Origin of the sequence: Paludibaculum fermentans (assembly GCF_015277775.1) — a bacterium.
GTDB classification, from domain to species: Bacteria; Acidobacteriota; Terriglobia; order Bryobacterales; family Bryobacteraceae; genus Paludibaculum; species Paludibaculum fermentans.
In genome coordinates this window covers 3516613-3532287 of sequence record NZ_CP063849.1, presented here as the reverse complement: position 1 = coordinate 3532287, position 15675 = coordinate 3516613, and the positions used below count along the sequence as shown (strand labels likewise).

At 63.4% G+C, this 15675-nt stretch carries 11 protein-coding genes; 7 read left to right on the top strand and 4 right to left on the bottom strand.

Annotation, left to right across the window (positions count from 1 at the left end; translation table 11 throughout):
* Positions 1-11: 11 nt before the first annotated feature.
* Positions 12-2474 (bottom strand): ABC transporter permease, encoded by a 2463-nt coding sequence (locus IRI77_RS13720; RefSeq protein ID WP_194452614.1) that lies wholly within the window; start codon positions 2472-2474, stop codon positions 12-14.
* Positions 2475-2620: 146 nt separating this feature from the next.
* Positions 2621-3070: a hypothetical protein gene (locus IRI77_RS13715; RefSeq protein ID WP_194452613.1), complete on the bottom strand. Its 450-nt coding sequence runs from the start codon at positions 3068-3070 to the stop codon at positions 2621-2623.
* Positions 3071-3284: 214 nt separating this feature from the next.
* On the opposite strand from IRI77_RS13715, the gene IRI77_RS13710 reads away from it, so the two are divergent.
* Both IRI77_RS13710 and IRI77_RS13705 read left to right on the top strand, forming a co-directional pair.
* Positions 3285-3644, top strand: coding sequence for a PadR family transcriptional regulator (locus IRI77_RS13710; protein WP_194452612.1), 360 nt, complete (start codon positions 3285-3287; stop codon positions 3642-3644).
* The gene (locus tag IRI77_RS13705) at positions 3641-6352 is read left to right on the top strand and encodes an ABC transporter permease (RefSeq protein ID WP_194452611.1); all 2712 of its coding nucleotides are present in this window, start codon (positions 3641-3643) and stop codon (positions 6350-6352) included. The genes IRI77_RS13710 and IRI77_RS13705 overlap by 4 nt, the downstream gene beginning before the upstream one ends.
* 40 nt (positions 6353-6392) lie before the next feature.
* Here the strand turns inward: IRI77_RS13705 and IRI77_RS13700 are convergent, their stop codons facing one another.
* A complete protein-coding gene (locus tag IRI77_RS13700) occupies positions 6393-6782 on the bottom strand; it encodes an ArsR/SmtB family transcription factor (RefSeq protein WP_194453657.1) in 390 nt (129 codons plus the stop codon).
* A 439-nt stretch (positions 6783-7221) separates the two neighbouring features.
* Here IRI77_RS13700 and rmuC point away from each other — a divergent pair, with 439 nt between their 5' ends.
* The 5 genes from rmuC to IRI77_RS13675 all read left to right on the top strand — a co-directional run bounded on the left by rmuC (position 7222) and on the right by IRI77_RS13675 (position 14978).
* Positions 7222-8754, top strand: a complete 1533-nt coding sequence (gene rmuC, locus IRI77_RS13695; RefSeq protein WP_194452610.1) for a DNA recombination protein RmuC — start codon at positions 7222-7224, stop codon at positions 8752-8754.
* A gap of 172 nt (positions 8755-8926) precedes the next feature.
* Positions 8927-9451: a type 1 glutamine amidotransferase domain-containing protein gene (locus tag IRI77_RS13690; RefSeq protein ID WP_194452609.1), complete on the top strand. Its 525-nt coding sequence runs from the start codon at positions 8927-8929 to the stop codon at positions 9449-9451.
* A 2-nt stretch (positions 9452-9453) separates the two neighbouring features.
* Positions 9454-10383: an ABC transporter ATP-binding protein gene (locus tag IRI77_RS13685; protein ID WP_194452608.1), complete on the top strand. Its 930-nt coding sequence runs from the start codon at positions 9454-9456 to the stop codon at positions 10381-10383.
* 10 nt (positions 10384-10393) lie between these two features.
* Positions 10394-12154: an ABC transporter permease gene (locus tag IRI77_RS13680; RefSeq protein ID WP_194452607.1), complete on the top strand. Its 1761-nt coding sequence runs from the start codon at positions 10394-10396 to the stop codon at positions 12152-12154.
* 151 nt (positions 12155-12305) lie between these two features.
* Positions 12306-14978: a C45 family autoproteolytic acyltransferase/hydolase gene (locus tag IRI77_RS13675; protein WP_194452606.1), complete on the top strand. Its 2673-nt coding sequence runs from the start codon at positions 12306-12308 to the stop codon at positions 14976-14978.
* 76 nt (positions 14979-15054) lie between these two features.
* Here IRI77_RS13675 and IRI77_RS13670 read toward each other — a convergent pair whose 3' ends face one another.
* Positions 15055-15603: a fasciclin domain-containing protein gene (locus IRI77_RS13670; protein WP_194452605.1), complete on the bottom strand. Its 549-nt coding sequence runs from the start codon at positions 15601-15603 to the stop codon at positions 15055-15057.
* Positions 15604-15675 lie beyond the last annotated feature (72 nt).

Genomic DNA, 15675 nt, shown 5'->3' with positions numbered 1-15675 from the left:
ACGTCAACGCCCTACTCTGAGCGCAGAACCCGGCTGGGCTCGCAGGTGGCGACTCGGGCCATGGGCATCGCGCATCCGGCCACTCCTACCAGGGTCAGAAGGGCTGCCGCGGCGAGGACCGTCAGGAGGTCTACCGGCTGTGGATTCGAAAGCGACATACGGACCGTCAGCCCCGACTGGATCCACGGGAATGCCAGACCGCCCGCGGAGCAACCGGCGACCAGGCAGGCGAGGTGATTCCTGGCCAGCTTCATTCCCAGTGCCCAGGGGCCGGCGCCCAGCGCCACTTCAATTGCAATGGCCCGTGTTCTTTGTGCCACGGCGGCCTGCAGGGTTCCATACAGACCGACGGCGGATAGGACCAGGGCAAAGGCGCTGAGTGCGGACATCAGCCAGGCGCCGAAGAGCTCCGCCGCCATGGACTGGGCTCGCAGTTCCGGGCCGGTCATCGCGCTGGCAATGGGGATGAGGGGCTCAATGTTGCGAATGGTGCGCGCCGCGGTGACAAGAATTGGACGCGGAGTGCCGGAGGTGCGCAAGATTACATTCATCAGGCCCGAATAATTCTGGGTGACCGGAAGGTAGAGATACGGACGTGGCAAGTCCCGAGGGGAGGCATGCCGGAGGTCCGGCGCCACTCCGACGACATTCACGAAGTGGGGCGGGCCGCCGCCTTGGCGCAGGCCGAGTTGCCGTCCGAGAGGACTGGGGGTGTTCCAGAGCTTGGCGGCCAGGCCAGCGCTGATGACGGCCACGGGTGGGCTGGATGCGGTGTCGGCATCGCCCAACTCACGGCCGGCCAACAAAGGGACGCCCAGGGTTTGGAAGTAGTCCGGCCCGACAATGTTCATCTCGGCGGGCACGCCAGCGTCCTTTGCAGCAGTGCCTGGCAGGAATGCGGAGATGGGGATATGGCTGGGATCGGAGGGGCTCAGGGCGGAAAGTGTGACGCTGGTCACTCCGGGTAGCGCGGAGAGTTCTCGGCGGAGGCGGCCGAAGACGGGGAGCGCGTCGGTCTTTGCCAGGGGCACTGCATCCGCGTCGATCAGGAGTGACGCAATGTTTGCTTCGGCGTAGCCCGAGCCCACGGAGTTGGCGGTGAGAACTGATCGAACGAGGGAGAGGCAAGTCAGAAGAAGGGCCATGGCGACGGCTCCCTGAATCCCGAGGATCCAGGAACTCAGGTGCCTCGCCTGGAGCCGGCGTGATCCGAGACGGTCTGCCGCGTGGAGAACTGAAAGCACCCCTACGCGCCCGACCGCCACCGAGGGAAGCAGGGCGCAGGCTAAGGTCAGGACAACCGCGACGGCCAAGGTGAAAGCCGCTACGCGCCAATCGGTAGCGAAGTCGAAGTAGACGGGCACCCCGAAAATTCTGTCTGATCGCTGGAGCAACTCCTGACAGACAGCAGCAACCGCAAATCCGGCACCGACGCCTGCTGATGAGAGGACGGCGGCGAGCAGAAGTGGATGGCGAACCAGTTGCCACGTGCGCGCTCCGATGGCCATCCTGATCGCGAGGTCGCGTTGCTGAAGGGACATGAGGCCGACCAGCAGGCTGGCGACATTGCCGCAAGCCACAATGAGCACGGAGCCCAGGCAGATGTTGAAGACGAGGAGGGAAGCCGCAATAGCAGAGTCCTGGCTCGGCCATAGTTGCCGGGCTGCTCCGGAGCGGAGGCGCGTGGTGAGCCGGGCGTTTGAGTTAGGAAATTGCTCCGATAGTCGTTGCGCGAGGGCCGCAGCGGTTGATTCCACCTCAGCCTGCCTGATGCCGGAGGCCATTCGGCCTATAGTGAGGAACGATCGTTCGCCGCGCTGCTGCATCAGGCGCCGTAGGCCCGGGATGCCGGCTGCCGTTTCCTCAGAGAGCGGGAGAAAGACAGCGGGTGGCTTTCCCATGCGCAGGGTTCCAGCGAACTCGCGATGCAGGATGCCGATGATCTGGAAGTGCCGTCCATTCAGGAACAGCGACTTTCCAATGACGGCGGGGTCGAGGCCGAAGGCGGTTTCCCACAGTGCGCCACTGATGATGGCCACGGCGCTGCGGCCCGGAGCAAAGTCGTCGCGAGCAAAGCTGCGTCCGGCGATCACCTTCGGGGCCAGGATCTCCATGTAGTTGGAGGTGACGAGGTCGGTTACAACCAGTTCACTGTTCGTGCCGCGGTTCCAATTCAGCGTTTCGCGCGTGAAAGCGGCCAAATTGACCCTGGATTGGAGGGCGGTGGCGAAATCGAGGTAGTCGGGAAATGAGACGTCAAGGAAATCGGACTGCTTCTGGTCGTAAGTGTAGATGGAGACCAGGCTGCCGGGGTCGGGGACTGGCAGTTCCTTGAGGTAGAGCTCGTTGGCGAGGCGGAAGAAGGTGAGGCGGGCGCCGATTCCGAGGCCGAGTGAAAGAACAACGGATGTGAAGATGATGGGGCGGTTGTGCAGTTGGCGCAAGGCGAGAAGGAGGTCTGACTGGATTTTCATAGGCTAGGGCTAGGTGGCCTCACTGGTGCAGGTGGAATCGGGATTGCCGCACCTGGCCGCGCGCACTCCGGCCTGCATTTGTCTCTGACGTGTTTGCGCGCGACGTGTTCCAGAATTCTACGTTAATGCGATCTACGTTTGAGATTTCAGCCCAGTTCGCGAGCTCGAGCCAGTGTCCAGGCCAGCCACATTCCACCGGCCACCATGAATAGGCCGATAAAGCCGTTCTGCGCATCGATAGCGGGAGAGACCAGGGTCATGAAGACGAAGAATGCGAAGGCGGGCGCAGTGATCCCATGCTTCAACGCCACGCTCGCCATGCCAGGGGCGTAGGTAAGGTCGAACGCCGCAAACGCGAGAATGACGGCCAGGATCTGAAATCTCCGGCCACCCTGCTTGCCGGATGCGTAGTACATGCTCTGACCGATTCCCAAACCGACCGGGATGCCGAAAAGCGAAGGTTCCATGCCGGTCAGATTTGAGAACAGGGCGTAGATCGCTGCTCCGCCCACAGCGGCCAGCGCGCTCCAACCCAGGATACGGTGCGGGTTCGACTTCACCGATGTCTTGGTCTGGGGGGGTGTTGCTGGAGTCACACGGATAGAATATCGCCAATGCGCGGCTAGTTCTGGAGCAGCGGACCGGCCGCTGCGCGTTTGCTGAAACCTCTTACGCGGTGGTTAATCCCTCTATATCCTCGTTGCCTTTTCGGCCGGGGCTTGCCTTTTGTATTCAGCTGCTTTGCGGCCACGAGCAGGGATAAGTTTTCCGTAGACATCCTACAGCATCCTGGTGTAGAGTGTCTACGGAATGGCAACTCGTGATACGCCGCGCATGGAATTCCTGCAGGGGACTCTGGATGTCCTGATCCTCCGCACGCTGCTGTTTGGACCAAACCACGGACATGCCATCGCCAAGCATATCCAGCGAACATCAGAAGACCAGCTGCAGGTGGAGACGGGGTCGCTTTATCCCGCACTGCACCGGCTGGAAGGGCGAGGGCTGGTGGAGGCCGGGTGGGAACTGGCCGAGACGGGCAAGCGCGCCAAGTATTACCGGCTGACGCCCAAGGGCCGGAAGGAGCTGCAAAAGGAGCGCTCGAAGTGGGAGGCGTTCGCGCGCGCGATGGGGCTGGTGTTGAACGCCCCGGAAGAGGAGGATCCGGCATGAGAGACGCGCTGCGCAGGGTTGGCTGGCTGCTGCGGCGGCGCACCCGGGATGCGGAACTGGCGGAGGAGCTGCAGTTTCACCTCGAGATGGAGGCCAGGGAACGTCAGGCGGCCGGGCTACCGGCGGACGAGGCCGGGCTGGCGGCGCGGAGGGATCTCGGGAACCCCACGCTGGTGGCGGAAGACACGCGGGCTGCATGGGGCTGGCAGTGGGTGGAATCGCTGCTGCAGGATGGCCGGTACGCGGTGCGCAACCTGCGCCGAGCGCCTGCCTTTGCGACGGCAGCCATTCTCTCACTCGCGCTCGGCATCGGCGCGCCGACCGGGATCTTCAGTCTGTTGAATGGGTTGGTGCTGCGGCCGTTGCCGGTGCCCGCTCCGGAGGAGCTGGTGCAGCTGACGTACACACTGCCGCTGTGGGAGACGAATCCGAACAACCGGAACAGCTGGTTCGACTACCCGCAGTTTGAGCGGCTGCGGAAGGAGTCGCGGACGTTTTCGGGCGTGTTCGGCGGCACTCGAGTGGGGCGGGTGAACCTGGAATCGGGCGGGGCGCCGGGACTGGCGGTGTTGGATGCGTATTCGGGTAACTTCTTCACGGTGCTGGGTGTGCGGCCGGCATTGGGCCGGCTGTTTTCCGAGGAGGAGGACCAACCTGACGCCTCTGTGGTGGTGCTGAGCGACCGGTACTGGCGCACGCGTTTCGCGGCGGATCCGGCTGTCGTCGGGCGAGTGGTGACGATTAATCGGGTGTCCTTTACTGTAGCCGGCGTGACACCTCCGGAGTTCCTCGGGATCGCGGTTGGGAATGGACCTGACGCCTGGGTGCCGCTGCGGTCGCTGGACCGGCTGGCTCCGGAGAGGAAGGAGCGCTGGATTGAACCGTTCGCGAGCTGGTTGCTGCTGGGTGGACGCGTGCGGGCAGGCGTCGCCCGCCGGCAGGCCGAGGCGGAGCTGGACCTGGTGCATCGCCGGGTGCTGCTGGAGCAACTGGCGGTTTCTCCGCTGGGCAGGGAAGAGAGCACGCAGCGCTTTGTACAGGCGAGCCACCTGATGCTGCGTCCGGCCGCGGCGGGCATGCACAGCGGCGTGCGGGCGACGTACGCGCTGCCCTTGAAAGTGCTGATGGGCATTGCGGGGCTGGTGCTGCTGGCGTCGTGCGCGAACCTGGCGAACCTGTTGCTGGCGCGGGCGTCGAGCCGGCGTCGCGAAATCGAGATACGGCAGGCGCTGGGGGCGGGGCGGCGGCGCATCGTGCAGCAACTGCTGACGGAGAGCAGCGTGTTGGCGTTGCTGGGCGGGGCGTTGGCGATGGGGCTCGCATGTGGGAGTTCCGCGCTGCTGGTGCGGGTGATCTCCACAGGGGATACGCCGATGTCGATCGATTTGAGTCCCGATACCAAGGTGCTGGCGTTCAGCGCGCTGGCGACATTTCTGGCCGCGGGTTTGTTTGGGGTGGCTCCGGCGCTGCGTGCGTCGAGAGGGTCTAGGAGCGGCATGCGGACGGGCTCGCGCCAGACGGGGCAGGGCTCCCGTGTGCTGGACCGAGGCCTGATTGTCGCGCAGGTGGCGTTGTCGGTCGCGCTGGTAGCGGGCGCCGGGCTGTTCGTGCGGACATTCCAGAATCTGTGGGGGATTGATCCAGGGTTCCAGCGTGACGACGTGCTGATGTTCTCGGTGGATGCGAAGCTGGCTGGTTACGGGAGCGACCAGGAGCGGACAGCCGCACTGTATGGCGAGATCCTGCGCAGGATGCGGGGGATGCCGGGGGTGCGGTCGGCTGGGGTTTCAATTGTGCGTCCGGTGGATGACCAGTTTTACCTGATCGACCGGGTGAACGAGATCGACGGCCGGGCGCTGGCGCAGCGGGACACGATCAAGGTGGCCTGGAATGCCGTGAGTCACGGGTATTTCGACACCGTTGCGACGCCGATTCTGCTGGGCCGCGACATCCAGGCGGGTGACGATGCGACGGCGCCGAAGGTGGTGGTGGTGAACCAGTCGTTCGCCAACCGGGCGTTCCCGAACGAGAATCCCATCGGCCATCGGATCGGGCTGACGACGATAGTGGGTGTGGTGAAGGACTCGCTGTACAACGGCATGCGCGACGAGCCGCGGCCGGTGCTGTACTACTCGATCTTCCAGCATGGGCGGGAGCAGGGCTTCCGCTGGGGCTTCGTCTCCTACGAGTTGCGCTCAGTGGGCGGCGTGAACCTGGGCGAGCAGGTGCGCAGGGAAGTGGAGGCGGTGGACCGGTCGTTGCCACTGTTCCGGGTGCGCACGCTGAAGGTGCAGATGGCGCAGTCGTTGCTAAAGGAGCAACTGTTGGCGATGCTGTCGAGCTTTTTCGGCGGCGTGGCGCTGCTGCTGGCCTGCATCGGCCTCTATGGGTTGATCGCGTATAACGTGGCACGCAGAATCCCGGAGATTGGGATCCGGACGGCGCTGGGCGCTCCGCGGCGCCATCTCTTCTGGTTGATCCAGCGAGAGGCGCTGCTGCTGACGCTCGCCGGTGTCGCGCTGGGCGTACCGGCGGCCATGCTGGGCGCGGGCTATACGAAGTCGTTGTTGTTCGAGGTGGCGCCTTCGGATCCGCTGACGCTGGTTACGGCGGCGGTGCTGCTGTTGAGTGTGGCGCTGGTGGCGGGCTATGCTCCGCTGCGGCGGGCATTGCGCATGGATCCGGCTTCAGCGTTGCGCTGCGAGTAGGGGCCGCGGGCTGCCGGCGGGATCGCGACAGGACGAGGCTCTACTGCCTCTTCGCCGAAGTGCTCGCCTTGCGCCTGACCGTGGCGGCGGTTTTCACCTTCCGCTCCTGCTGGAGGCGGTGCGCGTTGAGGATGGCGAGGAGGAGGCCGGGGAAGCGGGCTTCGATTTCGGCGCAACGGGTGGTGTTGTGCATCTCCACGCCGCGGCGTTCGCTGTGGATGAGGCCGGCTTCCCTCAGTACCTTGAAGTGTTGGGACAGGGTGGATTTGGGGATATTGGCGCCGCAGTTGCCGAGGAAGCTGGTGCAGTTCTGCGCGGAGTCGGATTTGAAGAGGCCGGCGTAGATGGCCACGCGCACGGGGTCGGCCAGCGCGTGGAGGATGGATTCGACCGTAATCTCATCGACTGAGGGGTGCAGCAGCGGTCTCATCTCTTTCATGGTACGGCGCTGACTGTCCTGGTTCAACGGTTCGCGAGTACGGAACAAGGGCGGTTGAGCCCCCACGCCACGGCCCCAGTACCTTTTGACAAAGCCCCTTGCTCCGAGGTACTGATCGGGGAAGATGCATCTTTCAGTCCCCTTGGCGCGCTGCAGGAGAGGCCAGCCTGCCGGCCTCCGGCGTTTGTCTGGCGTGGAATCCAGCGAACGGCCGGGTTCTGCGCTTACCCTGGAGAGGTTGCCGCCGCACGCCAGAGGAACTGCGGCGAAGCGTTTGTCCTGCGCGGCCGGCCTCGGGGTTTTCCGAGGGGCAGGCTAGCACGCCCTAGTAGCCGCCCGCCGCTCGGCCTGCGTGCCTCCCCTATACCTCTCTAGGTAGATTGTCGGATCTTTCACACAACAGGAACCGCCGTTAGATCTGTAGCAAGCCATGGAACCCATTTTTCTGTTAGGAATCCTGCTGATTGGGCTGATTTTTGGAGGCATCCTCACCAGTTTGCTGGTGAAGGGAAGCCGCGGCCCCAATCTGGCCGCCAGCGAAGCAGAGCTGGCAGAGTTCAAGGCCCGCATCGAGGAACGGGACAACGCGATCAAGGACCTGCGCAAGCAGGTGGAGGATGAACGCGCCGTCGCCGCCAAGCTGCAGGAGCACCTTCTGGAAGCGGTGGGTGCCCGGACGGCCGCGGAGGAACGCGCTTTGGCGATTCCGCGCATGGACGCCATGCTGACGGAGAAAGATCGAGCCATTTCCGCCCTGCTCGAGGAAGGCGCCAACCTGAAAGCGCGGCATGCCTCGCTGTTGACGAGGCTGGACGAGGCCGAGAAGTCGCAGGCAGACAAACTGCGCTCCCTGGAGGAGGCCCAAGCCAAGCTGGCTGAGACGTTTAAGGGGGTCGCGGCCGAAGCGCTGGCCTCGAATAACCAGAATTTCCTCACCCTGGCGGAGACCGCCTTCCAGAAGGCGCAGGAATCCAACAAGGGTGACCTCGACGTACGCCAGAAGTCGATTGAGGAGACACTGACGCCGTTGCGTGAGGCCCTCACCCGGATTGAGAAGGACCGGACCTCCGCCTACGCCGGCCTGAGCGAGCAGATCAGCCTGCTGCACAGCGCCCAGGCCAAGGTGGAAGCCGAAACCGGCAAGCTGGTGAACGCGCTCCGTTCGCCCGGTGTTCGCGGCCGTTGGGGCGAGATGCAGCTCCGCCGCGTCGTCGAAATGGCCGGGATGGTCGAGTATTGTGACTTCGAAGAGCAGGTCTCGGTCGAAACCGAGGGCGGGCGCCTGCGCCCGGACATGATCATCCGCCTGCCCAACCACCGGGTGATCGTCATCGATGCCAAGGTGTCGCTGGCCGCCTACCTGGACTCCCTGGAGCTGGCCGACGACAACGAGCGCGCGGGCAAGCTTGCCGAACACGCCCAGCAGGTGCGGCAGCACGTGCAACGGCTCTCCGGCAAGGCCTACTGGGATCAGTTCGACCACGCCCCCGATTTTGTTGTGGCCTTCCTACCCGGTGAAACCTACTTCAGCGCCGCGCTGCAGAAGGATCCCGAGCTGATCGAATTCGGCGTCGAGAACAAGGTCCTGCTGGCGACGCCCACCACTCTCATTGCCCTGCTCAAGGCCGTTGCCTACGGCTGGCGACAGGAGAAGCTCACCCAGAACGCCCAGGAGATCTCCGATCTGGGCAAAGAACTCTACGACCGCCTGCGCGTCTTTGCCGCTCATATGGACGGCGTGCGCGGCGGACTGGACCGTTCGGTCGACGCCTACAACAAAGCGGTTGGCTCCCTGGAGGGCCGCGTTCTCGTCTCCGCCCGACGCTTCAAGGAGCTTTCGGCCGGAACCGGCGAGGATATTCCGGCCGCTGAGATTGTGGAAAAGACACCCCGTCCTCTTCAGACTCCGGAACTCGCCATGTTGGCGGCGGCCACCACGAACGGCGCGCTGGTCATCGAGTAACGGCAGTCCCTGCTCGCAACAGCGGCGAGGCCCTCCTGGAACACCTCGCCGCTCTTTTTGTGTCCGCCCGCCCGCTCCGTTACATCCGCCGCCAGCTACCTTTCATCCTGTTTCCCCGCCGTTTGAACTTCCTTTGTCATCCCTTCGTACCTCATCACGTAAACTAAAGCCTATGAGCCTACAGGGAAAGAAAGTCGCCATTTTTGTCGACCAGCAGTACCAGGAGATGGAAGTCTGGTATCCCTACTACCGCCTGGTTGAGGAAGGCGCCGAGGTCCATGTGATCGCGGCCGAGGCTGGGAAGACCTACCCTTCCAAGACCGGCTACCCGTGCAAGTCGGACAAGTCCTACGACGAAGTGAAGCCGTTCGATTACGACGGCGTCATCGCGCCCGGGGGCTTCGCTCCCGACTTCATCCGCCGCCACCCCGCATCCAGCGCCTTCATCGCCCAGGTGGACGCGCAGGGTAAACTCGTAGCCGGCATCTGCCATGGTCCGTGGTGCCTGTGCTCCGCCAACGTGTTGCGCGGGCGCCACTGCACCTCGTTCTTCGCCATCAAGGATGACGTAGTGAACGCCGGCGGCGTTTGGGAAGACTCCGAGGTGGTGGTCGACAAGAACCTCGTCACCTCGCGCAAGCCCGCAGACCTGCCCGCGTTCATGCGGGCCTGCATTGAAGTGCTGTCCAAACAATAAACATGCCGACACAACCCGCCATCCGCGTCACCGGCCTGCATAAGTCCTATGGTGACTTCGAGGCCGTGCGCGGCATCGATTTCGAAGTCGCCCAGGGCGAAGTTTTTGGTCTGTTGGGACCGAATGGGGCCGGCAAGACCACCACGGTCGAGATCCTGGAGGGACTGCGCTCGCGCACGTCGGGAGAGGTCTCGGTTCTGGGATTTGATCCGGCGAACGACACGATGGCGGTGAAAGACCGGATTGGCGTCAGCCTGCAGGCGACCAATCTGCCGGAGAAGATGAAAGTGCTGGAGGCGGTGGAGCTCTTCGCCGCCTTCTACTCCCGTGCGACGGACATCACCAACCTGCTGAAGCGGCTGCAACTCTGGGAGAAGCGCGGCGCGTTCTACTCCACCCTTTCGGGCGGGCAGAAGCAGCGCCTCGCACTGGCCCTGGCCATGATCAATGAGCCGCAGGTGGTCTTCCTGGACGAGCCCACGACGGGCCTGGACCCGCAGGTTCGCCTGGAGATTCACTCCCTGATCGAGGAGTTGCGCGACCAGAAGCGCACCATCCTGCTGACGACGCACTACATTGAAGAGGCCGAACGCCTGTGCCACCGTGTGGCCATCGTCGACGAAGGCAAGGTGATCGCCATCGGGACGCCCCGGGAGCTGCAGCAGAAGATCCTGGGCCATTCGCGGGTGGAGATCTGCACGCTGTCCCCCATGCCGCTCGACCTGCCTAAAGACTGGCCGGAAGAGTTTCCGATTCACTTCACCGACGATCGCAAAAAGCTGACGGTGCCCGCGCCTAAGCCCGCCCGGGCCGTGGTGGATCTGGTGAAGTGGCTGGACGCGGCCGGCGCGGAGCTGGACGACCTCCACATCAAACGCCCCACCCTGGAAGACGTCTTCATCGAATTGACCGGCAAGTCCCTGCGCGATTGAGAAAGCACCCATGAAAGCCTATCTCGCCTACATCAAGAGCACCTTGTTGCTCACCACCCGCGACCGGCTCGTGGTCTTCTTCAATTTCCTGTTTCCGCTGATCTTCTTTGTTGCCTTCGGCGAAGGTTTCGGCGCCAGAACATCCACCGGTGCGATGTCGCAGGTGTTGACGATGGTGCTGGTGATTGGTGTGCTCGGCTCGGGCTTCTTTGGCGCCGGCATGCGCGCCACGGTCGAGCGTGAATCCGGCATCCTGCGCCGCTTCAAGGTAGCGCCCATTACACCGGCACCCATCGTGACCGCGGGCCTGGTGACCGGCTGGGTACTGTTTCTGCCCACGGTAATCTTTTTCGTGCTGATCGCCAAGCTGCGCTACGGGATGCCGTTCCCCGAGCACATCATTTCGTTACTCGTGATGGTCAGCGCCGGGGTGCTCGCCTTCCGCAGCCTGGGCGCCATAATCGCCTCGGTCGTCAATTCGATGGCCGAATCGCAGATCATCATCCAGTTGATGTACCTGCCCATGCTGATGCTCTCGGGCGCCACCGTCCCGTTAAACATCATGCCCGACTGGCTGCAGATCGTCGCCCAGTTCCTGCCTTCCACCCACCTCTATCTGGGGATGCAGGGCATCCTGGTGCGCAATGAAAGCCTGGCGCAGAATCTGACTTCCGTCGGTTCTCTCGTGCTGACGGCGATCATCGGCACTGTGCTGTCTGTGAAGCTGTTCCGCTGGGAGAAGGAAGACAAGTTCAAGCCGAGCGCCAAGTTCTGGGTGCTGGGCGTGCTCGCGCCGTTCATCGTGATGGGCGTGTGGCAGTCGCAGAGCCGCTCGAACCTGAAGAAGACCGAGATCCTGGCGCGCCAGATGCGCAGGACGCAGAACTGGCTCATCCGCGATGCCCGCATCTTCGTGGGCGACGGCCGCGTGCTGGAATCCAGTTCGATCCTGATCCGCAATGGCCGGATCGTGGAGATCTTCGAAGGCAAGTCGCCCGACGCCAAGAGCCTGAATGCGGAGGCGATCGACGCGTCTGGCAAGACAGTGCTCCCCGGCCTGATCGATTCGGGCGTGCAACTGATGCTGCCCGGAACCGGGACCCCAGATATGCAGCAGGACCGCCTGATCAAGGCGATGGAGCGGGAACTCGCCGCGTATCTCTACTGCGGCGTCACCGCCGTCCGCAGTGCGCCGGATCCGCTGGGCGTGGCCCCTGGAATCCAGGCTCGTCTCGAATCCGGCGAGTTGCTGGGCGCCGAGCTGTCCTTGGGCAGCATACCTTCCGCGCCCTCGCTGGTGGCGGGGGAACTGGCCGCCGGCCGCACCGACATTTTGAAAGACACCTTGCTGCAGCAGGTGGTAAGGCCGCAGTCGATGGAGATCCTCCGCCGGATGGCGCAGAGCCGCACGCCGAACACCGAAGCGAAGTTGCCGGCCCCCGCGTTCCCGCTGCCGCCGGCCTCGCTCTCGGGCCTGCCGCTGCTGCCGCATGGCCCGGCGCTGCACCGTGAGTTGAAGCTGTGGGTGGCCTCCGGCATTTCCACCAAGGACGCCCTGCAGGCCGCGACATTCACCGCGGCCAAGGCGATTGGCGCCGCAGGCCGGTTGGGGCTTGTCCAGCCCGGCTACGAGGCAACTTTGCTAATCGTCGAGGGCAATCCCCTGGAAGACATCAGCGCCACCGAGCGTGTCTGGTTCGTCCTGTTCAAAGGCGAGCACGTGCGGCGTGACGACCTGTTCGAGAACTACGACAAGGAAAAAGACAAATAGCTGGATTCCGACCAGTTTCTCCGTGCCCCCAGGCGAGCGCCGGCGGCGATAACAGCGTCTGCCTGGGAGTGGACAGAGCGAGTAGAATCAATTATCCACGTTGATTCAGCCCGTCTCCGTCGCGGTTACATTTCAGCCAAGGATTCCGCATATGATGATGCTGCTCGCCGCCGCCCTGCTGTTTGCTCCCAACGATTGGAAACCGCTGCGCTCCACAGCCACGGTGGACCCACAAGTCATCCATGACGGCAAAGCGTCGGTACGCATCGAGCCGGACGCTAACGGACGCGACGCCCTGGTCCGCGGCCAGGAGACGCGGCTGACCATTGGCAAGAGGTACGTCCTCAACGGCTGGCTGAAGACGCAAGGCCTGACGGTGTCGGAAGGAAATCGCAGCAGCGTGCCCACCGGGCTTTCGCTCTCCATGGCCTCCATGCCGTGGGACGTGCACTCCGAGTCGGTGGGCGGCAATCGAGACTGGACGCGCGTCCAGTTGAAGTTCACCGCCACTCGCGGGAACGACGCAGCCGAAATCCGCATCGCGCCGGGCGCCTCGTTCGAGGGCAAATCCTGGGTGGCCGGCGTATCGGTGGAAGAGATCAACGAGGCTCCGGCGTGGCCTTCGAAGATCGCGGTGAAGAGTTTCGGCCCGGCCTACCGCTATCCCAAGGCCGGCTGGATCTACCTGCACATTGAGGGGCAGCCTTATGAGCGCGGCTTCCAGCATGGCTACCTGATGCCGAAGGAGATCGAGGGCTACCTCGACCGCTCGGCCGCCGAAGTGAATTCGAAGGATCGCGCGCTGGGCTGGGAGCAGGCCCGAACGATCGCCAACTCAGTGTTCCTGCGCGGCTTCGACGAAGAGATCCTGGCCGAGATGAAAGGCATCGCCGACGGGGCCGCCGCATCCGGAGCCCGCTACCAGGGCCGGAAAGTGGACCTGATCGACATTGTGGCCGCCAACACCATTACCGAGATCGGCCTGCTGAATCCGGCGTCCTCCATCACGCCCACCGGGCTGGAGGGGCTGGGGCTGACTCCACCCGCCTACTATGATCCGCGCAAAGACGTCTCCATCACGGAGCGCTGCTCGGCTTTCGCCGCGACCGGCAAGGCTACCAAGGATGGGCGCATGGTCATCGGCCACATCACCTGGTGGCCCCTGACCCTGGCTGAACAGACAAACGTGATGCTCGACGTGAAGCCGGAGAAGGGCCACCGTGTGTTGATGCAGTCCTATCCGGGCGGCATCCAGAGTGGCACGGACTGGTACCAGAACGATGCCGGCGTCATCCTTACCGAGACGACTATCCGCCAGTCGCCGTTCAACATCAACGGCACGCCGGTGGCCTACCGCGCGCGGAAGGCGATCCAGTATGGCGACGACGTCGACGCCGTCGTAAAGCATCTGTCCGAGCGCAACAACGGCCTGTATACGAACGAGTGGCTGATCGGCGACGCCAAGAACGACGAGATCGCCATGTTCGAACTGGGTACCAACCGCACGAAGCTGTGGCGCAGTTCGAAGAACGAATGGTTCAACGGAACCGAAGGCTTTTATTGGGGCTGCAACAACTCAAAGGACCTGAACGTCCGGCTCGAGTACGTGCCCGACCCCAAGGGCCGTCCGGTGCATCTGCCGTTCCAGCCCACGGCGCGCGATCTAAAGTGGCAGGAGATGTACGCGCAATATAAGGGCTCCATCGACGAACAGTTCGCTTTCACCGCGTTCCGCACGGCTCCGCTGGTTTCCGGCTCCGCGTTCGATTCCAAGGTGACGACTTCCGAGATGGCCCCGAAGATGATGCTTTGGGCTCTGCTTGGGAAGCCGAATGAACGGGAATGGGTCCCGAGCAGATGGCAGAAGGAGAGCTACGAGGGGAACGAGGGCATTCACTCCTCGGGCTACTCGTTGTTCCAGGCACACGACAAGGCTCCCGAGTCCGCCCTGCCGCCGGCTGCTCCCAAGGAGCCCGAACCTACGATTCACAAGGTGGAGGAGTCGAAGCTGTGGAAGGGCTGGGTGCTGCCCGCCTCGGAGGCCGACGAATGGATCACGCTCGGTTCCGCTTCCTACCGCCAGGTGCTGGCGTCGGACAATCCGGCCGAGGTGCTGGAGAGCTACCGGCTGAAGATGGACGACTCGCCGTTGGATCTCAAGGCGGCCCGTGCGGTTTTCGCCTTCGACGAAATCAGGAAGCAGATGGGCGATGAGGCTTTCGTCAAGATGATGGAGAGCTTCTATACCACCCACACGACCAAGACCGTCAGTTCGGCGGATTTCCCTGTGAAGCGGCCGGATTTGAATATCCCTGCCGTTGGCCCGGAAGCACTGCTTAGCAGCCTGATTGGGAAGTTGGGTAACGCCGTAATCGTGTATGGCACCGATATGGAAGCCGGCGCGAACCGGTATGCCGCGGAGGTGCTGCAGAGTCAGTTGAACGGTTGGTATGAGACACGCGTGCCCATCCGACGCGATTTCGAACTCAGCCCTGCTGAATGTGGCAGCAAGACACTCATCTTCATCGGCCGCCCCGAAACGAACTCTGCGTTGCGAGCCGAGCCGCCCAGCAATTTGCCGCGATTTGAGGGCGCGACGTTTGAAGTGGGCGGGAAAACCTACACTGATCAGCGAGATGGCCTGGCATGGGCCGGCAGGACCAGATGCAAGAATCGCGAACTGGCCATTGTGCTGGCCGGCAACTCCGCGGTGGAAACTGTGCGCCTGGCGGAGTTCCAGCCGCGTCAGAAGGTGTGGGCCGTGACGCAACATGGCCAGGACGTGAGTCCGTCCGGCTCATCCCGGCGGCGCGCGCGAAACTAGCCGGCACGGTCACAATGACAGCTCCTTGCCCACGATAGTCCGGCGGGTAAGGAGCTGGTGCGTTATGGCTGTGCTGCTACTGAGGCAGCACGACGCTATCAACGACGTGGATGACACCATTCGACTGGAAAACGTCGGCCTGCGTGACCCTGGATGTGCCGCCCTTCTCGTCCTTCAGCACGACGAAGCCGCCATCCAGCATGGCCCACAGGGAACCGCCCTCGACCGTCTTGAGCTCGGCCTTGCCTCCGCCCAATTTGATCCGCTTCTTCAGGTCGGCGCTGGACCACTTGCCAGCCACCACGTGGTAGGTGAGGACTTTCACCAACGCATCTTTGTTCTCGGGCTTCAACAGCGTATCCACCGTGCCGGCCGGCAGCTTGTCGAAGGCCGAGTTCACGGGAGCGAAAACGGTGAAAGGGCCCGGGCCCTCCAATGTCTCGACCAACCCGGCAGCCTTCACTGCGGCGACAAGTGTCGTGTGGTCCGCGGAATTCATCGCGTTCATCACAATGTTCTTGCCCGGGAACATCTCCTTGCCCCCGACCATGGGATTCTTAGCCAGTGCACCCGACACGAACAATGTCGCGGCGCCCAGCATGCTCAAAACAGTACGGCGGTTCATCTTCTTCCTCTTTCTGTTTCCCGCTTGACTGCGGGACTCATTGGGAACTACGGAGCGCCGTTGCGTTCGGAT